This is a genomic window from Xanthomonas protegens, from assembly GCF_038442435.1.
Taxonomy (GTDB): domain Bacteria; phylum Pseudomonadota; class Gammaproteobacteria; order Xanthomonadales; family Xanthomonadaceae; genus Xanthomonas_A; species Xanthomonas_A sontii.
In genome coordinates, this window is sequence record NZ_JAQJCQ010000002.1 from 164632 (window position 1) to 182696 (window position 18065).

The following is an 18065-nucleotide window of genomic DNA, read 5'->3' on the forward strand; positions in this document are numbered from 1 at the left end:
ATCACCCTTTAGCCGTCAATGAGCACCATGAACGCACCCCTCTTGGAACTGGTCGAGCTTCTTTCTTCCGGCAGCGCCGAACCCGACGAACGAAGCGAGATCGTTCGGGACATCGAAGCCTTCCTGCCGGAGCTGGAGTGGACCGATTGCGAGGAACAGGCGTATGCAATCGCGATCACCACGGCGATGGAGCCTTACTCCGCCAACGGAGACAAGATGGTCGATGTCCACGACGAGCTCTGCCAGATGATGGGCGACGGATTCCCTCCCTATCCCGAGAACGTGAAGACGCAGCCGGAGTACTTCACCTGGCTGGACCGCCACCTTGCCGAGTGGACGGACGAAGGCGATGGCTACGACGTGGTGGGCATCGACGATATGACCACCGAAGACCAGCACCTGTTTGTGGTCTACCGGCGCGACGTGCCGCGCATTCTCGAGATTGCGGCGTCGTTGGGCGTGCCTGCCAAGCGTCCGCTGGACTACTGGCGCGGGCTCGGGTACGTCTGAGGTCGGCTATCCAATTAGGCGGATGACTCGCAGGAAGACGTAGGGCGGCCAAGTCGGTTGGTAGTCGAGCTGCCGAGCGACTCCGATCCACACAGGCGGCGCGTCATCGCGGAAACGGTCTTGGGCGCCGCGAGAGCGAGCCCGGCCGCATGGTGTGCTGTCATTCGGCAGCGACGGGTGGCGCGCATCACTGCTCACGCCCGCTCCCGCATTCGTCCGGCGGCGTGAGCCGCAGGTGTCGATCCACGCACCGTGCCCATCGGCACCCCGCGGATTGAAGCGCCCTCCCAGTGATGGAGCGCGCATGAACCGCGCTGGCGGACGGCGCACCCCGCGCTTTGCCCGCAGCCGGCAGACACGCGACAATGGACGGCCGATGTCCGGCGGTTGGCGGCATCGCGAAACTACAAGAAAACATACGCCGCCGTACTGTCGGTGCTGCCTATTTCCCCCTGCCAGAGGTCATCCGTCGCGTCATGTCGAATACGCCCAAGATCCTGTACACGCTCACCGATGAAGCCCCGTACCTGGCGACGCAGTCGCTGCTGCCGATCGTCGCCGCGTTCGCCGGCACTGCCGGCATCGCCGTGGAGACCCGCGACATCTCGCTGGCCGGCCGCCTGATCTCGCAGTTCCCCGACTACCTGCGCGAGGACCAGCGCATCGCCGACGACCTGGCCGAGCTGGGCCAGCTGGCGACCACGCCGGAAGCCAACATCATCAAGCTGCCCAACATCAGCGCCTCGGTGCCGCAGCTCAAGGCCGCGATCAAGGAACTGCAGCAGCAGGGCTATGCGCTGCCGGACTACGTGGACGAGCCGAAGGACGAGAAAGAAAAGGACGCCAAGGCGCGCTACGACAAGGTCAAGGGCAGCGCGGTCAATCCGGTGCTGCGCGAGGGCAATTCCGATCGCCGCGCTCCCGCCTCGGTAAAGAACTATGCGCGCAAGCACCCGCACCGCATGGGCGCGTGGAGCGCCGACTCCAAGTCGCACGTGGCGCACATGGACGCCGGCGATTTCTACGGCAGCGAGCGCTCGGCGCTGATCGAACAGGCCGGCAGCGTCAGGATCGAGCTGGTCGGCAAGGACGGCGCGGTGACCGTGCTGAAGGAAAAGACCGCGGTGCAGGCCGGCGAGCTGATCGACGCGGCGGTGATGAGCAAGCGCGCGCTGGCCGCCTTCGTGCAGGCGCAGATCGCCGATGCCAAGCAGCAGGGCGTGCTGTTCTCGCTGCACCTGAAGGCGACGATGATGAAGGTCTCCGACCCGATCATGTTCGGCGTGGTCGTCGAAGCGTTCTACCGCGACGTGCTGGACAAGCATGCCGCCACGCTCAAGCAGGTGGGCTTCGACGCCAACAACGGCATCGGCGACCTGTACGCGCGCATCGCCAGTCTACCGGAGGCGCAGCGTGCGCCGATCGAGGCCGACCTGCAGGCGCTGTACGCGCAGCGCCCGGCGCTGGCGATGGTCAACTCCGACAAGGGCATCACCAACCTGCACGTGCCCAGCGACGTGATCGTCGATGCGTCGATGCCGGCGATGATCCGCGACTCCGGCAAGATGTGGAACGCCGAGGGCAAGCTGCAGGACACCAAGGCGGTGATCCCCGATCGCTGCTACGCCGGCGTGTACCAGGCGGTGATCGAGGACTGCAAGCTGCACGGCGCCTTCGACCCGGCCACCATGGGCAGCGTGCCCAATGTCGGCCTGATGGCGCAGAAGGCCGAGGAGTACGGTTCGCACGACAAGACCTTCCAGATTCCCCGTGACGGCACCGTGCGCGTCACCGATGCCGGCGGCACGGTGCTGCTGGAGCATGCGGTGGAAGCCGGCGACATCTGGCGCATGTGCCAGACCAAGGACGCGCCGATCCAGGACTGGGTCAAGCTGGCGGTCGAGCGCGCGCGCCTGAGCGCCACCCCGGCGGTGTTCTGGCTGGATCCGCAGCGCGCCCACGATGCGCTGATGATCCAGAAGGTGGAGCGCTACCTGCAGGACCACGACCTCAAAGGCCTGGACATCCGCATCCTGCCGCCGGTGGAAGCCACCGCGTTCTCGCTGCAGCGCATCCGCAAGGGCGAGGACACCATCTCGGTCACCGGCAACGTGCTGCGCGACTACCTCACCGATCTGTTCCCGATCATGGAGCTGGGCACCAGCGCCAAGATGCTGTCGATCGTGCCGCTGATGGCCGGCGGCGGCCTGTTCGAGACCGGTGCTGGCGGCTCGGCGCCCAAGCACGTGCAGCAGTTCGTCGAAGAGAACTACCTGCGCTGGGATTCGCTGGGCGAGTTTCTGGCCCTGGCCGCCTCGCTGGAGCACCTGGGCCAGCGCCACCACAATGCCGCCATCGGCGTGCTGGCGCGCACCCTGGACCAGGCCAACGGCCAGTTCCTGGACAACGACAAGTCGCCGTCGCGCAAGGTCGGCGGGCTGGACAACCGCGGCAGTCACTTCTACCTGGCCATGTACTGGGCGCAGGCGCTGGCCGCACAGGACGAGGACGCCGCGCTGAAGGCGCGCTTCGCCCCGCTGGCCAAGCAGTTGACCGAGCAGGAAGCGACCATCGTCGCCGAGCTCAATGGCGTGCAGGGCAAGCCGGTCGACATCCAGGGCTACTACCGTCCGAACCTGGAGCTGATCGGCAAGGCGATGCGGCCGAGCAAGACCCTCAACGACGCCCTGGCGACGCTGAGCGCCTGATCGCTCGAGTTGATCGTGCCGCAAAGGGCCGCCCCTCGGGGCGGCCCTTTGCGTTTCCGGCGCAGGAAGCGTCCGGTAGGAGCGGCTTCAGCCGCGACAGGGCGTCCCCGGCAAGGCCGGTCGCGGCTGAAGCCGCTCCTGCGGCCGACCTGTGTCCGGCTCGATCCTGGCGAAGCAGGTCGCTGGATGTGCGCACGAGGCGGAGCGTGGCAGGGCGCCCGACACCCGCGCGACGCCACCACCTGGGTACACTGCGGGCATGTCCTCCACGCCGCTGCCGCTGCCGTCTGCCCTGGTCATCGGCCGCATCGTCTTCGAGGCGTTCGAGGACTACCACGCGCGCTTCGCGCAGATCTCTTCGCGTGCGCGCCAACGCTTCGAGGCCCGCGACTGGAGCGCCGCGCGCGAGGATGCGATCGAGCGCATCGCCCTGTACGACCAGTGCATCGCCGAGTGCATGCTGCGCCTGCGCGCGGTGCTGCTGGGCCAGGCGCACGACCGCGCGCTGTGGATCCGTGCGCGCGACCACTACGCCGAGCTGATCGCCGCGCTGATCGACCAGGAACTGTACAAGACCTTCTACAACACCCTGACCCGGCGCTTCTTCCGCACCCAGGGCGTGGATGCGCAGATCGAGTTCGTGGCGCTGGATATCGAGCCTACCGACGCCATCACCCACCCGGTGGCGCGGCACAACTACGTGGTGTCCGAGGCGCGGCCGGTGGACGCGTTCGTGCGCGTGCTCGGCGACTACCGGTTCGATGTGCCGTACGCGCACCGCACGCGTTGCGCGGCGGCCATCGCGGTGCGGCTGCAGGACGACCTCGCCCACTGGGGCGAGAACCCGGTGCGCGGCATCGAACTGCTGGAGACGGTGTTCTACCGCGAGCGCCGCGCCTACCTGATCGGCCGCGTGTTCGGCGAGCACCGCTTCTCGCCCTGCGTGATCGCCCTGGTCAACGACGAGCAGGGCCTGCGCGCCGAAGCGGTACTGACCAAGCGCAACGACGTGGCGCAACTGTTCGGCATCTCGCGCAGCTATTTCCAGGCCGACCTGGCCACCGTCGGCGATGCGGTGGTGTTCCTGCGCAGCCTGCTGCCGCACAAGCCGATCGACGAGCTGTACACCATGCTCGGCCGCGCCAAGCAGGGCAAGACCGAACGCTTCCGTACCTTCTTCCGCCATTTCCAGGCACATCCCAACGAACAACTGGTGCATGCCGAGGGCACGCCGGGCATGGTCATGGCGGTGTTCACCCTGCCCAGCTATCCGCTGGTGTTCAAGCTGATCCGCGACCGCTTCGCCTATCCGAAGACGATGAGCCGCGAAGAGGTCGAAGAGAAGTACGCGCTGGTGTTCAACCTCGACCGCGTCGGCCGCCTGCTCGACGCACAGCCGTACCGCTCGTTGCGCTTCCCGCGTGCGCGCTTCGCGCCGGCGCTGCTGCAGGAACTGATGGACGGCTGCGCGCGCAGCCTGCGCGAAGACGGCGACGACCTGATCGTCGAACTGTGCTACGTGCAGCGGCGCCTGCGCCCGCTCAACCTGTACCTGCGCGAGCAGGGCGCCGAGGCCGCGCGCGAGGCCGCGCTGGACTACGCGCAGGCGATCAAGGACATGGCCCGCAACAACATCTTCCCCGGCGACATGCTGCTGAAGAACTTCGGCGTGTCGCGGCAGGGTCGGGCGGTGTTCTACGACTACGACGAACTGTGCCTGGTCACCGACTGCAACTTCCGCGACTGGCCGCAGCCGCGCAACGAGGAAGAAGCGATGTCCGCCGAACCCTGGTTCCACGTCGCCCCGCGCGACGTGTTCCCGGAGCGCTTCGCGATGTTCATGGGCCTGCCGGCGGCCTCGCTGGAGGCGGTGCGCCACGCCCACGGCGAACTGTTCGATCCGCAGTGGTGGCGCGACCTGCAGACGCGGCTGCGCGAGGACGATTATCCGGACGCGCCGCCCTATCCGGACGCGCTGCGTCTGGCCTGAGTTGCCGGCCGGCCGTCGCTGCGGTGTAATCGCTGCCTCATCTCAGGCAAAGGAATGCGCGATGCACCGTCGATCCCTCTGTTCGTGCTGGCGCTGGAGCGCCGTGCTCTCGCTGCCGCTGGCGTTCGCCGCCGTCGCCGCAGACGGGGTCGGCCCCGGCGCGGTGCGCAAGCAGATCGAAAGCAGCATGCTGGTGAGCGGCACCATCGACATCGAGCCCAGCGGCAAGGTGTCGGCGCTGGCGCTGGATCGGCAGGAGCGCCTGCCCAAGGGCGTGGTCGACTTCGTCCGCAGCACCGTGATGCAGTGGACGTTCGCGCCGGGCCTGCGCGATGGCAAGCCGGTGCCGGCGCGCGCGCCGATGACCCTGCGCCTGATCGCCAAGCGCCTGCAGGGCGACGACTACCAGGTCGAGATCCGCGGCGCCGATTTCAGCCACTACGATCCCAACGACCGCAGCGTCGTCACCTCGATCCAGATGAAGCCGCCGGCCTATCCGGAAGCGGCCTACAGCGTCGGTGCCGCGGGCTCGGCGTACCTGGTGCTCAAGGTGGGCCGCGATGGCCGCGTCGCTGATGCCGCGGTGGAGCAGGTCAACCTGCGCGTGGTGGCGTCCGAGCGGCAGATGCAGCAACTGCGCGAGGTGCTGGGCAAGAGCGCGCTGGGTGCTGCGCGCAAATGGACCTTCCGTCCGCCGAGCGAAGGCAAGGACGTGGAGGCGCCTTACTGGACCGTGCGCGTGCCGGTCGACTACGCGCTGCTCGACCAGTCCCGCCAGGGTGCGCCGTCGGCTTACGGCCGCTGGATGAGCTACATCCCCGGCCCGCGCCAGCGTGCGCCGTGGATCACCGGCGAAGACGCGACCGGCTTCTCGCCGGACCTGCTGCCGGCCGGCGGCGTGTACATGGCCGACGGCGCCGGCCCGCGCCTGCTGACGCCGCTGCAGGGCGGCTGAGCGGCGACCACAGAGACAGGAAGGTTGCCCGCGTCGGCGACTGGCCGACGCTAGCGCGCAGCGCGGCGGTCGCCGCCGCGCGTGTGCGTCGAGGCAAGCAGCACCGCCAGCAACAACCCGGCCAGCAGCAGCGACGCACCGACCGTGCCCAGGTCCAGCCCGCCTTTGCCGGCCGGCTTGCTCAGCAGGTCGCCGAGGGTGGCGCCGAAGGGGCGGGTCAGCACGAACGCCGCCCAGAACAACGCCGTGCGCGAGATCCGGGTGAACGCATAGGCCAGGGCGATCGCCGCCAGCAACGCCGCGATCAACAGCGCGCCGCCGGCGAAGCCCAGCCCCGAACTGTCGGCCAGGTAATCGCCGAGCGCGGTGCCTAGCGTGTTGGAGACCAGGATCGCCAGCCAATAGAAGACCTCGGCGCGGCCGCTGCCGATCCGTTCGACCGACAGGCTGCGTTCGCACAGCCACCAGGTCGCCAGCACCGCGGCCAGCAGGCTCACCAGCAGCAGCGCGCCCTGCGCATAGCCCAGGCCCAGGCTGCGGTCCATGTAGTCCGACAGCGTGGTGCCGGCGGTGCTGGTGGTCAGGATCACCCACCAGTAGCGCCACGGCTGGAAGTTGCGTGCGCGCAGTTGCGCCCACAGCGAGACCAGGAACACCGCCAGCAGCAGCACGCTGCTCAGCGCATAGCCGATGTCCAGGGTCATCGACAGCAGGTCGCCACCGGTTTCGCCGAGGGTGGTGGCGCAGATCTTCATCACCCAGAAGCCGAGGGTGACCGGGGCGACTTTGCTGACGGCGGCGTTGGCGGTGGCGGGCATGGCGGCGGACGCGGCGGGGCGAATGCCGCCCATCTCACCCGCGCCCGCGTCGAAAGACCGTCGGACATTGCGCCAGCAAGACACTGGGCGACGCCGCGCCGCCGCCATAAACGCGAACGCCCCGCCGAAGCGGGGCGTTGCGGTCGAACCGGCGCCTGGACTCAGCGCTTCATCGAACCGAAGAACTCGTCGTTGGACTTGGTGTTCTTCATCTTGTCCAGCAGGAATTCCATCGCCGCGATCTCGTCCATCGGATGCAGCAGCTTGCGCAGGATCCAGATCTTCTGCAGCAGTTCCGGCTCGATCAGCAGGTCCTCGCGGCGGGTGCCGGAGCGGTTGATGTCGATGGCCGGGTACACGCGCTTCTCGGCGATACGGCGGTTCAGGTGCACTTCGCTGTTGCCGGTGCCCTTGAACTCTTCGTAGATCACCTCGTCCATCTTGCTGCCGGTCTCCACCAGCGCGGTGGCGATGATGGTCAGCGAGCCGCCTTCCTCGACGTTGCGCGCCGCGCCGAAGAAGCGCTTCGGGCGGTGCAGGGCGTTGGCGTCGACGCCGCCGCTGAGCACCTTGCCGGAGGACGGCACCACGTTGTTGTAGGCGCGGGCCAGGCGGGTGATCGAGTCGAGCAGGATCACCACGTCCTTCTTGTGTTCGACCAGGCGCTTGGCGCGCTCGATCACCATTTCGGCGACCTGCACGTGGCGCGCGGCCGGCTCGTCGAAGGTCGAGGAGATGACCTCGCCGCGTACGGTGCGCTGCATTTCGGTCACTTCTTCCGGGCGCTCGTCGATCAGCAGCACGATCAGGTGCACGTCCGGATGGTTGGTGGTGATCGCCGTGGCCACCTGCTGCATCAGCATGGTCTTGCCCGCCTTGGGCGGGGACACGATCAGCGCGCGCTGACCCTTGCCCTGCGGCGCCATCAGGTCGAGGATGCGGCCGGAGATGTCTTCCGAGGAACCGTTGCCGCGCTCCAGGGTGAAACGCTTGCGCGGGAACAGCGCGGTCAGGTTCTCGAACAGGACCTTGTTCTTGCTCGCTTCCAGCGGCTCGCCGTTGATGGTGTCGACGATCGACAGCGCGAAGTAGCGCTCGCCGTCCTTCGGGAAGCGGATGCGGCCGGACAGGTGGTCGCCGGTGCGCAGGTTGAAGCGGCGGATCTGGCTGGGCGAGATGTAGGTGTCGTCCGGGCCGGCCAGGTAGCTGGCCTCGGCCGCGCGCAGGAAGCCGAAGCCGTCCGGCAGGATTTCCAGCACGCCGTCGGCGGCGACGCCTTCGCCGTGGCGGGTCAGCACCTTCAGCAGGGCGAAGATCACGTCCTGCTTGCGCGCGCGGGCCACGCCGTCCTGGATGTTGAGCTGCTCGGCGATGTCCAGCAGCTTCTGCGCCGGCATCTTCTTCAGGTCGCTCAGCGAGTAGATCGGGAAGCCTTCCGGCACGCTGGCGTGCGGGCGCGGCACGAACGGCTCGTTGCCGCCGTTGTCGCTGGGCAGGCCGTTGTCCTGGAAGCGGTCGCGGCCGCCGCCGCCATTACCGCCGCGATCACGGTCGCGGCGATTGCGGAAGCGATCGCGGCGGTTGCCCTGCTGATTGTTCTGGTTGTTCTGGTTCTGATTGTTGAAGCGGTTGTTGTTGCCGCCGTCGCGCGGCTCACGGCCTTCGCGCGGCTCGCCGCCTTCTGAAGCCTGGCTGCCGCCGCCCTGCTGGGCCGGCGCGTCGCCGCCGCCGTGGTTCTGGCTGCTGCTCGCGGCCGGGGCCGGGGCCGACTCCGGCGCCGCGGCGCGCGGCGCTTCGGCCTGGACGGGCGCGGGGTTCAGCGGCAGGGTCGGCTGCGCCGGCGCGCCGTGCTCGGCGGCGCCTTCCGCGCCGCTCGCGGCCTTGCTGACGCGCGGCTTGCGCACGCGCTTCTCGGCGGGGGCGTCGGCGCTCCCGGGTTCGGACATGGTGTGATCGGACAAGTGGTGTTCCTCGCTAAGAGTGCGAGCGCCCAGCGTGGGGGCATACGGGGTTGGGAGGAGGTCTGGGAGAGAATCTTCCAGAGGGGGTGCGGTGTGCGAATGCCACCGGATGTATCGACACTATCACCGCCACGCAAGCACGGCAAGCAGGCGTTCGTGGGCGATTCAGCCGCCGGCGATGCTGCGCCGGCCGGGCTGCCGCGGCGCCGCCCCGGGTGCGGAGCGGACGCCGGCGGCGGACGTCAGGCGGCGCTGCTACCCAGGGTCTTGTCGATCATCTGGGTCAGCTGGCCCTTGCCGACCGCGCCGATCTGGGTGGCCTGGATCTGGCCGTTCTTGAACAGCAGCAGCATCGGGATCGAGCGCACGTGGTACTTAATCGCGGTGGCGCGGTTCTCGTCCACGTTGACCTTGGCGACCTTGAGGCGGCCGTCGTAGGCGTCGGCGAGATCGTCCAGCACCGGCGCGATCATCTTGCACGGGCCGCACCACTCGGCCCAGAAGTCCACCAGGACCGGCTCGTCGGACTGCAGCACCGTGGCATCGAAATCGGCGTCGCCGACGTAAAGGACCTTGTCGCTCACTTTGGGGGTTCTCCTGGGCCAATGCGACTGGCCGGACCGGGTGGCCGCCGCATTGCGGTAAACTGGGGCATTGCGCGGCGATCTCAAGGGATTCCCCCTGTCGCGCGACCCGGCATGGAAGACGCCAGTGTGCGACGCTGCCGGGACCGATGCAAGCCGCGACCTTACGCTTCGGGCGGGGTGGCCTCACGAAGATGGAATGATGAGCGACAAACCGCTGACCGATGTGACTTTTTCCGCGTTCGAACTGCAGCCTGCGCTGCTCGCAGGCCTCGAAAGCGCCGGCTTCACCCGCTGCACCCCGATCCAGGCGCTGACCCTGCCGGTGGCCCTTCCCGGCCGCGACGTGGCCGGCCAGGCCCAGACCGGTACCGGCAAGACCCTGGCGTTCCTGGTGGCGGTGATGAACCGCCTGCTCAGCCGCCCGGCGCTGGCTGACCGCAAGCCGGAGGATCCGCGCGCGCTGATCCTGGCCCCGACCCGCGAACTGGCGATCCAGATCCACAAGGACGCGGTCAAGTTCGGCTCCGAACTGGGCCTGCGCTTCGCCCTGGTCTACGGCGGCGTGGACTACGACAAGCAGCGCGAACTGCTGCAGCAGGGCGTGGACGTGATCATCGCCACCCCCGGCCGCCTGATCGACTACGTCAAGCAGCACAAGGTGGTGTCGCTGCACGCCTGCGAGATCTGCGTGCTCGACGAAGCCGACCGCATGTTCGACCTGGGCTTCATCAAGGACATCCGCTTCCTGCTGCGGCGCATGCCCGAGCGCGGCACCCGGCAGACCCTGCTGTTCTCGGCCACCCTCAGCCACCGCGTGCTGGAGCTGGCCTACGAGCACATGAACGAGCCGGAAAAGCTCGTGGTCGAGACCGAGAGCATCACCGCCGCACGCGTGCGCCAGCGCATCTACTTCCCCTCCGACGAGGAGAAGCTGACCCTGCTGCTGGGCTTGCTGTCGCGCAGCGAGGGCGCGCGCACCATGGTGTTCGTCAACACCAAGGCGTTCGTCGAGCGCGTGGCGCGGGCGCTGGAGCGCAACGGCTACCGGGTCGGCGTGCTGTCCGGCGACGTGCCGCAGAAGAAGCGCGAAACCCTGCTCAACCGCTTCCAGAAGGGCCAACTGGAGATCCTGGTGGCCACCGACGTGGCCGCGCGCGGCCTGCACATCGACGGGGTCAAGTACGTCTACAACTACGACCTGCCGTTCGACGCCGAGGACTACGTGCACCGCATCGGCCGCACCGCGCGGCTGGGCGAGGAGGGCGACGCGATCAGCTTCGCCTGCGAGCGCTACGCGATGAGCCTGCCGGACATCGAGGCCTACATCGAGCAGAAGATCCCGGTCGAGCCGGTCACCGCCGAGCTGCTGGTGGCGCTGCCGCGCACCCCGCGCGCGCCGGTGGAGGGCGAGGCGGCCGAGGCCGATGGCGAGGAGAGCATCGGCGAGATCTTCCGCGAGGCCCGCGCCCAGCGCGAGGCCGACGAGCAGCGGCGTGGCGGCGGCCGTGGCAAGCCCGGCGGCGGCCGCAGCGGCCCGGGCGGCCGTGGCGAGTCGCGCAGCGCCGACGGCAAGCCGCGGCGTCCGCGCACGCCGCGTCCGGCCGATGCCGCTCCCGCTGCCGCGGATGGCAGCGCGCCGGCCGCCGCTGCGCCTGCGCCTGCGCCCAAGCCGCCGCGTGCCGCGCCGGCCGAGGGCGCGGTGCCTGCGGTCGAGGGCGAGCGCCCGCCGCGCAAGCGCCGTCGCCGTCGCGGCGGGCGCCCGCTGGAAGGCGCCGAGGGTGCAAAGGCCGGCAACGGCAGCGCCGCGCCGGCGACCGCGGCCCCGGCCAAGCCGGTGCAGGTCGTGGCCACCCCGGTCAAGGCTGCGCGCCAGGCCGAGCGTGGTGTGGCGGCGAAGAACGATTCGTTCCTGACCCGCCTGGGCCGCAAGCTGCGCTCGCTGGTCTCCAGCTCCTGATCCGGACCGGCCGTCCGCCGCGTGCATCGCATGCGGTGGACGAACACCCGGGCCGCTCCGGCATAATCGCCGGATGAGCGTTCTGCGGTTCGACAATGTCAGCAAACAGTACGCCGGCGGCCACGCGGCGCTGGTGGACGTCAGCTTCGAGGTCGAGGAGGGCGAGATGCTGTTCGTCACCGGCCATTCCGGTGCCGGCAAGAGCACCCTGCTCAAGCTGATCCACCTGAGCGAGCGGCCCTCCCGCGGCGCGGTACTGTTCGGCGAGCGCAACCTGCTGAAGGTGCGCGGCCGCCGCGTGCCGCTGCACCGGCGCGAGGTCGGCGCGGTCTACCAGGACCACCGCCTGCTCACCGACCGCAGCATCGCCGAGAACGTCGCGCTGCCGCTGATCCTGCGCGGCACCCGTCGCGCCGAGATCGGCAAGCGCGTGCGCTCGGTGCTCGAGCGCATGGGCCTGGGCCACCGCGAGAAGGCGCTGCCTTCGCAGCTGTCGGCCGGCGAGCAGCAGCGCGTCGGCATCGCCCGGGCGATGGTCGGCGAACCGCGGCTGCTGGTCGCCGACGAACCCACCGGCAATCTCGACCCGACCCTGGCCGCGGAAATCATGCAGCTGTTCGCCGAACTGCCGGCGCGCGGCACCAGCGTGCTGGTGGTCAGCCACGACCTGGCGCTGCTCAAGCAGATGCGCAAGCGCGTGCTGATCCTGGACCACGGCCGCCTGATCGACGACATCTCGCCGCAGGACCTGGCCGAATGAGCGCACGCAACGCCGGCGCCGCGGCGCCCTCGCGGCTGGGCGTGTGGTGGGACCACCACCTGCACAGCATCGTCTACAGCCTCGGCCGCGCCATGCGCAAGCCATGGGCCACGCTGCTGACCATGGCGGTGATGGCGCTGGCGCTGACCATGCCGCTGGGCCTGTCGATCGCCCTGGACAACCTCAAGCAGTTCGCCGGCAGCGTGCAGCAGTCGCGCGACATCAACGTGTTCCTGAAGACCGACGTCGACGCCGCCGCGGCGCAGGCGCTGGCGCAGACCCTGCGCGGCCGCGCCGACGTGGCCGCGGTAACGCTGCGCACGCCCGCCGAGGGCATGGCCGAGCTGCGCGACAGCGCTGGCCTCGGCGAGGCCCTGGACGCCCTGCAGGACAACCCGCTGCCGACGCTGCTGATCGTCACCCCGGCCGCGGCCGACGACACCCCGCTGGCGACCGCGCTGACCGCGCTGCCGCAGGCCGACCTGGTCCAGCACGACGCACTGTGGCGCAAGCGCCTGGACGGCTGGCTGCATTTCGGCGAGCGCCTGGTGCAGGTGCTGTCGCTGCTGCTCGGCGCCGGTGCGGTGCTGGTGGTCGGCAACACGGTGCGCCTGGACATCCAGTCGCGGCGCGAGGAGATCGGCGTGCTGCAGCTGCTCGGCGCCAGCGACGGCTTCATCCGCCGTCCGTTCCTTTACCTGGGCGCCTGGTACGGTTTCGGCGCGGGGGTGCTGGCGCTGGGCCTGCTGGCCGCCTCCGGCATGGCCCTGGGCCAGCCGCTGGCGGCGCTGGCCGACAGCTACGGCAGCCATTTCGTGCTGCATGGGCTGGACGCGCTCCACGCCGGCTTCGTCCTGCTCGGCACCTTGCTGCTGGGCTGGCTCGGCGCCTGGCTGGTGACCGGCCACTTCCTGCGCCAGACGCGGCCCACCGACACCTGAGGCACACATGGCCGGGCACGAGCTCAAGCATCTGATCAGCGCCGCCCCCCGGGTGATGGTGGTCGATGGCTCCAAGCTGGTGCGCAAGCTCATCGCTGACGTGCTGCACCGCGAACTGCCCGACGTGACCGTGGTCGGCTGCGCCAGCATCGCCGAGGCGCGCGCCGCGCTGGAGGCCGGCCCGGTCGACCTGGTCACCACCTCGCTGGGGCTGCCCGACGGCGACGGCCTGACCCTGGCGCGCAGCGTGCGCGAGGCCGCCGGCCAGGCCTATGTGCCGGTGATCGTGGTCTCCGGCGACGCCCAGCAGCACCTGGTCGAGCGCCGCTTCACCGAGTACGTCACCGACTACTTCGACAAGGCGCTCGGCCACGAGGCGCTGGCCACCTTCATCCGCGGCTACGTGCAGCCGCAGCCGGTGGCCGGTGCCACCGTGCTCTACGTCGAGGACAGCCGGGTGGTGGCCGAAGCCACCAAGCGCATGCTCGAGCGCCAGCAGCTGCACGTGGTGCACGTGCTCAGCGCCGAGGACGCCTTCGCCCTGCTGACCGCCGAGTCGCTGGGCCGCACCACCCGCCGCATCGACCTGGTGCTGACCGACGTCACCCTCAAGGGCGAGCTCAACGGCCGCGACGTGGTCCAGCGCATCCGCGTCGACTTCGCCTACGGCAAGCGGCGCATGCCGGTGCTGGTGATGACCGGCGACAGCAACCCGCACACCCAGTCCGAGCTGCTGCGCGCCGGCGCCAACGACCTTGTGCAGAAACCGATCGAGGAGCGCCTGCTGGTCACCAAGGTGCTGTTCCAGTTGCGCCTGGCGCGGCTCGACGAGATCGCGGTGACCTTCTGACCGATGTGATGTCCCGAGCCTGGAAGCGATGAGCAACAACGAAGACGAAAGCCGGATCCAGCTGGAGCCGTCGTGGAAGGCGCAGGTCGGCGACTGGCTGCTGCGCCCGGAGATGCGCGAGCTGGCCACGTTCCTGCGCCAGCGCAAGGCCGCCGGCGCGCGGGTGTTCCCGCCGGGGCGGCAGATCTTCGCCGCCTTCGACGCCACCCCGTTCGAAAAGGCGGAGGTGGTGATCCTCGGCCAGGACCCGTACCACGGCTACGGCCAGGCGCACGGGCTGTGCTTCTCGGTGCTGCCAGGGGTGCCGGTGCCGCCGTCGCTGCTGAACATCTACAAGGAGATCGAGGACGACCTGGGCATCCGCCGTCCCGACCATGGCTGCCTGCTGCCCTGGGCGCAGCGCGGCGTGTTGCTGCTCAACGCGGTGCTGACGGTGGAGGAAGGCCGTGCCGGCGCGCACCAGGGCAAGGGCTGGGAGGGCTTCACCGACCACGTCGTGGAGACCCTCAACCGCGAGCGCGAGGGTCTGGTGTTCCTGCTCTGGGGCAGCTACGCCCAGGCCAAGGGCAAGGTCATCGACACCCGCCGCCACCGCGTGCTCAAGGCGCCGCACCCCTCGCCGCTGTCGGCGCACCGCGGCTTCCTCGGTTGCAAGCATTTCTCCGCGGCCAACGCGTACTTGAAGCGCCGCGGTGCCGCCCCCATCGACTGGAGTCTGCCGCCGCGCGCGGAGCTGGAAGCAGCGCTGGGCGGCGCCTGAACCGCGGTTGGACAGGGCGACGCCGTCGCCTGGCGTGGACGCCATTTTCGCGAACCGGCTGCTACTTTTGCGGTCAGAGAACGGGATGACGATGCGTCCCGATTGTTTCAGTGGCTTGTGATGCAGTGTCATTCCTGATTCATATGTTGCATAAACAGAACACAGGAACTTTTTACTGTACCCAGCAGTCCAATTAGTAGACTGCTAAGATGAGCCCTATGAGCCAGACGCTTACTTCCAACGCATTGGTTGCCAACAACCTCCCGATCCCCAGTCCGCTCGGTTCGCTGGATGCCTATATCGGCGCCGTGCATCAGATCCCGGTGCTGACGTCCGACGAGGAACGTGCACTGGCGGTGCGGTATCGCGACCAGGAAGACCTGGACGCGGCCCGCGAACTGGTCCATTCCCACCTGCGCTTCGTGGTCCACGTGGCCCGCGGCTACAACGGATACGGCCTGCCGCTGGGCGACCTGGTCCAGGAAGGCAACATCGGCCTGATGAAGGCGGTCAAGCGTTTCGACCCGGACATGGGCGTGCGCCTGGTCAGCTTCGCGGTGCACTGGATCCGTGCCGAAATGCACGAGTACATCCTGAAGAACTGGCGCATCGTCAAGGTCGCCACGACCAAGGCGCAGCGCAAGCTGTTCTTCAACCTGCGCAAGTCCAAGACCCGCCTGGGCTGGATGAACGCGGCCGAGGTCACCGCGGTGGCCAAGGACCTCAACGTGTCCGAGCGGGAGGTGCTGGAGATGGAGTCGCGCCTGTCCGGTCGCGACATCGGTTTCGATGCGCCGTCCGACGAGGACGACGACCATGCGCCGCCGTCGCCGGCCGCGTATCTGATGGCCAACGAGGAAGATCCCTCGCAGGCCTACGAACGCGCCGACAGCGAGGACAACCAGCTGCAGCTGCTGCGCGAAGGCCTGGCGGAACTGGATGCGCGTTCGCGCGACATCATCAAGCGCCGCTGGCTGGATGCCGACAGCAAGATCACCCTGCAGGAGCTGGCCGACGAGTACGGCGTGTCGGCCGAGCGCATCCGCCAGATCGAGGCGAACGCGCTGAAGAAGATGAAGGCGCTGTTCGTCGCCTGAGTCGCCTGCGGCGAGCGATTGCAACGCGCGAAAAGGCCCGGCATTGCCGGGCCTTTTTTGTCCTGGGCGGCGGCGATGGCCGGCTGGAAAAGCCCATCCGCACGCCGCTGGATCACGACTCCGGCGGACGCGCCACCGGCAGGTGCCAGCCGTAGCGGATCGCCATGAAGCGCAGGCCGAAACACAGCACCGCACCCACCGCCAGGCCCCAGGGCTGCGGCAGGTGCAGCACCTGCGCCGCGGCCACCACGCCGCCGCCGAGCAGCGCCGCCACCGCGTACAGCTCGGCTTGCAGCACCACCGGCGTGCGTGCCACCAGCAGGTCGCGGACGATGCCGCCGCCGATGCCGCTGAGCATGCCCAGCAGCGGCGCGCTGAGCGGGCCCAGGCCGAACGCCAGCGCCTTGCTGGTGCCGTAGACCGCGAACAGCGCCAGGCCCATCGCGTCGAAGATCTGCACCGGATTGCGCAGGCGCTCGACCGTGTGGTGGCGGTAGAAGGCCAGCAGCCCGGCCAGGCAGGCGACGCCGAGATAGCGCACGTCGGCCAGCGCCGCCGGCGGGGTGGCGCCGATCAACACGTCGCGGGCGATGCCGCCGGAGACCGCGGCCGCGCACGACAGCACCAGCACCCCGAACAGGTCCAGGCGATGGCGCACGCCGACGGTGGCGCCGCTGATCGCGAACACGAAGGTGCCCAGCAGGTCGAGCAGGAACAGGAAGGTGGCCAAGACGGCACTGCGCTGCAGCAAAAAGGCCGGCTAGGATCGCAGCCCGGCCTTGCAGTGTCACCTGTCCACGGGCGGTGCGGGCTGCGCCTGCGTGTCCTCCGCCGCGGGCGGGTCGCCGAGGATGATGCGCGCGGCGCGCTGGTAGCTCCAGTACGCCCAGGCCCAGTTGAGCAGCACCACCACGCGGTTGCGGAAGCCGATCAGGAAGAACACGTGCGCGGCCAGCCAGAACCACCAGGCCAGCACCCCGGAGAGCTGCAGCCGGCCCAGGTGCACGATCGCGGCCATGCGCCCGATGGTGGCCAGGTTGCCGTAGTCTGCGTAGCGGAACGGCACGCTGGCGGTGTCGCCGCGCAGCCGCCGGCGCAGGGTGTCGGCGACGTGCCGGCCCATCTGCTTGGCGGCCGGCGCCACGCCGGGAACCGGGCGGCCGTCGGCCTGCTGCAGCGCGGCCAGGTCGCCGGCCACGAACAGCTCCGGATGGCCGGGCACGCTCAAATCCGACTGCACCTGCACGCGACCGCTGCGGTCCAGCGGCGTCTGCAGCGTCTTGGCCAGCGGCGAGGCGGCCACGCCGGCGGCCCAGACCACGGTGCGCGCCGGTACGAAGGTGCTGCCGAGGCGGTAGCCATGGGCGTCGATCTCGGCGACCGGCACCCCGGTCAGCACTTCCACGCCGAGCTTCTCCAACTGCTTCTGCGCCTTGGCCGAGAGGTGTTCGGGGAACGAGGACAGCACCCGCGGGCCGGCCTCGATCAGCCGCACCCGCGCCTCGGCCGGATCGATGCGGCGGAACTCGTGCTTGAGCGTGTGCCGCGCGATCTCCGCCAGAGTGCCGGCTAGTTCGACCCCGGTGGGACCACCGCCGACGATGGCGAAGCTGAGCCAGGCCGCGCGCGCGGCGGGGTCGGTTTCCGCCTCGGCGCGCTCGAACGCCAGCAGCAGGTGCCGACGCAGTTGCAGCGCGTCGTCCAGGGTCTTCAGGCCGGGTGCGTGCGCGGCCCAGTCGTCGTGGCCGAAATAGGCGTGGGTGGCGCCGGTGGCGACCAGCAGGTAGTCGTAGTCCAGCGCCTGGCCGTCCGCCAGGCGCACCTGCCGCGCCTGCTTGTCGACGTGGACGACTTCGCCAAGGCGCACTTCGACGTTGTCCTGATGGCGCAGGATCTGCCGCAGCGGGGCGGCGATGTCCGGGGCCGACAAGCCGGCGGTGGCGACCTGGTACAGCAGCGGCTGGAACAGATGATGGTTGCGGCGGTCGATCAGGGTGATGCGCAGCGGCGTCTTGGCCAGGGCGCGGGTGGCCCACAAGCCGGCGAAGCCGCCGCCGACCACGATCAGGTGCGGCACGCGTGTGTCGTCCATGCAGGACTCCAGGAGGGGGAGGGGAGAGGAGGCGTCCGCGGTCGGCGCGTCGGTCGCGTCGCAGCCGCGCGGCGCGCCG

At 69.4% G+C, this 18065-nt stretch carries 15 protein-coding genes; 10 read left to right on the plus strand and 5 right to left on the minus strand.

The annotated features are described in order from the left end of the window. The first annotated feature begins 27 nt into the window (after positions 1-27). The 4 genes from PIQ37_RS04490 (at position 28) to PIQ37_RS04505 (ending at position 6163) form a co-directional block, all read left to right on the plus strand. Positions 28-510, plus strand: a complete 483-nt coding sequence (locus PIQ37_RS04490; RefSeq protein ID WP_342072531.1) for a hypothetical protein — start codon at positions 28-30, stop codon at positions 508-510. 476 nt (positions 511-986) lie between these two features. Continuing rightward, positions 987-3218 (plus strand): NADP-dependent isocitrate dehydrogenase, encoded by a 2232-nt coding sequence (locus PIQ37_RS04495; RefSeq protein ID WP_342072532.1) that lies wholly within the window; start codon positions 987-989, stop codon positions 3216-3218. A 259-nt stretch (positions 3219-3477) separates the two neighbouring features. After that, a complete protein-coding gene (gene aceK, locus PIQ37_RS04500; protein WP_342072533.1) occupies positions 3478-5208 on the plus strand; it encodes a bifunctional isocitrate dehydrogenase kinase/phosphatase in 1731 nt (576 codons plus the stop codon). 61 nt (positions 5209-5269) lie between these two features. Next, positions 5270-6163 carry an energy transducer TonB gene (locus tag PIQ37_RS04505; RefSeq protein ID WP_342072534.1) on the plus strand — a complete coding sequence of 298 codons (894 nt, stop codon included), beginning with the start codon at positions 5270-5272 and terminating at the stop codon, positions 6161-6163. 50 nt (positions 6164-6213) lie between these two features. Here PIQ37_RS04505 and PIQ37_RS04510 read toward each other — a convergent pair whose 3' ends face one another. The 3 genes from PIQ37_RS04510 to trxA form a co-directional block, all read right to left on the minus strand. Continuing rightward, positions 6214-7014: a COG4705 family protein gene (locus PIQ37_RS04510; RefSeq protein WP_342072535.1), complete on the minus strand. Its 801-nt coding sequence runs from the start codon at positions 7012-7014 to the stop codon at positions 6214-6216. A gap of 128 nt (positions 7015-7142) precedes the next feature. After that, positions 7143-8942, minus strand: a complete 1800-nt coding sequence (gene rho, locus PIQ37_RS04515) for a transcription termination factor Rho (RefSeq protein ID WP_342072536.1) — start codon at positions 8940-8942, stop codon at positions 7143-7145. A gap of 242 nt (positions 8943-9184) precedes the next feature. After that, the gene (trxA, locus tag PIQ37_RS04520) at positions 9185-9526 is read right to left on the minus strand and encodes a thioredoxin TrxA (RefSeq protein WP_010341563.1); all 342 of its coding nucleotides are present in this window, start codon (positions 9524-9526) and stop codon (positions 9185-9187) included. A gap of 202 nt (positions 9527-9728) precedes the next feature. On the opposite strand from trxA, the gene rhlB reads away from it, so the two are divergent. The 6 genes from rhlB to rpoH all read left to right on the plus strand — a co-directional run bounded on the left by rhlB (position 9729) and on the right by rpoH (position 15894). After that, positions 9729-11486 (plus strand): ATP-dependent RNA helicase RhlB, encoded by a 1758-nt coding sequence (gene rhlB / locus PIQ37_RS04525; protein ID WP_342072537.1) that lies wholly within the window; start codon positions 9729-9731, stop codon positions 11484-11486. A gap of 73 nt (positions 11487-11559) precedes the next feature. Further along, positions 11560-12246, plus strand: coding sequence for a cell division ATP-binding protein FtsE (ftsE, locus tag PIQ37_RS04530; protein WP_017909423.1), 687 nt, complete (start codon positions 11560-11562; stop codon positions 12244-12246). Continuing rightward, positions 12243-13187, plus strand: coding sequence for a permease-like cell division protein FtsX (ftsX, locus tag PIQ37_RS04535; RefSeq protein ID WP_342072538.1), 945 nt, complete (start codon positions 12243-12245; stop codon positions 13185-13187). The genes ftsE and ftsX overlap by 4 nt, the downstream gene beginning before the upstream one ends. Positions 13188-13194: 7 nt before the next feature. After that, positions 13195-14037: a response regulator gene (locus PIQ37_RS04540; RefSeq protein WP_017909425.1), complete on the plus strand. Its 843-nt coding sequence runs from the start codon at positions 13195-13197 to the stop codon at positions 14035-14037. A 28-nt stretch (positions 14038-14065) separates the two neighbouring features. Continuing rightward, positions 14066-14797, plus strand: coding sequence for a uracil-DNA glycosylase (ung, locus tag PIQ37_RS04545; protein ID WP_342072539.1), 732 nt, complete (start codon positions 14066-14068; stop codon positions 14795-14797). Positions 14798-15015: 218 nt separating this feature from the next. Then, complete coding sequence (rpoH, locus tag PIQ37_RS04550) at positions 15016-15894, plus strand: RNA polymerase sigma factor RpoH (RefSeq protein ID WP_026143641.1); 879 nt, start codon at positions 15016-15018, stop codon at positions 15892-15894. 112 nt (positions 15895-16006) lie between these two features. Here the strand turns inward: rpoH and PIQ37_RS04555 are convergent, their stop codons facing one another. Together PIQ37_RS04555 and PIQ37_RS04560 are read right to left on the minus strand one after the other, a co-directional pair. After that, the gene (locus PIQ37_RS04555; RefSeq protein ID WP_160957604.1) at positions 16007-16624 is read right to left on the minus strand and encodes a trimeric intracellular cation channel family protein; all 618 of its coding nucleotides are present in this window, start codon (positions 16622-16624) and stop codon (positions 16007-16009) included. Between the two features lie 57 nt (positions 16625-16681). After that, the gene (locus PIQ37_RS04560; RefSeq protein ID WP_342072540.1) at positions 16682-17986 is read right to left on the minus strand and encodes an NAD(P)/FAD-dependent oxidoreductase; all 1305 of its coding nucleotides are present in this window, start codon (positions 17984-17986) and stop codon (positions 16682-16684) included. Positions 17987-18065 lie beyond the last annotated feature (79 nt).

Excerpts from the sequence above, each read along its gene's own strand:
- rhlB (WP_342072537.1), top strand. The coding sequence starts at position 9,729 with ATGAGCGACAAACCGCTGACCGATGTGACTTTTTCCGCGTTCGAACTG.
- ftsX (WP_342072538.1), top strand. The coding sequence starts at position 12,243 with ATGAGCGCACGCAACGCCGGCGCCGCGGCGCCCTCGCGGCTGGGCGTG.
- PIQ37_RS04560 (WP_342072540.1), bottom strand. The coding sequence starts at position 17,986 with ATGGACGACACACGCGTGCCGCACCTGATCGTGGTCGGCGGCGGCTTC.
- ftsE (WP_017909423.1), top strand. The coding sequence starts at position 11,560 with ATGAGCGTTCTGCGGTTCGACAATGTCAGCAAACAGTACGCCGGCGGC.
- PIQ37_RS04495 (WP_342072532.1), top strand. The coding sequence starts at position 987 with ATGTCGAATACGCCCAAGATCCTGTACACGCTCACCGATGAAGCCCCG.
- PIQ37_RS04505 (WP_342072534.1), top strand. The coding sequence starts at position 5,270 with ATGCACCGTCGATCCCTCTGTTCGTGCTGGCGCTGGAGCGCCGTGCTC.
- PIQ37_RS04490 (WP_342072531.1), top strand. The coding sequence starts at position 28 with ATGAACGCACCCCTCTTGGAACTGGTCGAGCTTCTTTCTTCCGGCAGC.
- rpoH (WP_026143641.1), top strand. The coding sequence starts at position 15,016 with ATGAGCCAGACGCTTACTTCCAACGCATTGGTTGCCAACAACCTCCCG.
- PIQ37_RS04540 (WP_017909425.1), top strand. The coding sequence starts at position 13,195 with ATGGCCGGGCACGAGCTCAAGCATCTGATCAGCGCCGCCCCCCGGGTG.
- aceK (WP_342072533.1), top strand. The coding sequence starts at position 3,478 with ATGTCCTCCACGCCGCTGCCGCTGCCGTCTGCCCTGGTCATCGGCCGC.
- ung (WP_342072539.1), top strand. The coding sequence starts at position 14,066 with ATGAGCAACAACGAAGACGAAAGCCGGATCCAGCTGGAGCCGTCGTGG.
- PIQ37_RS04510 (WP_342072535.1), bottom strand. The coding sequence starts at position 7,014 with ATGGGCGGCATTCGCCCCGCCGCGTCCGCCGCCATGCCCGCCACCGCC.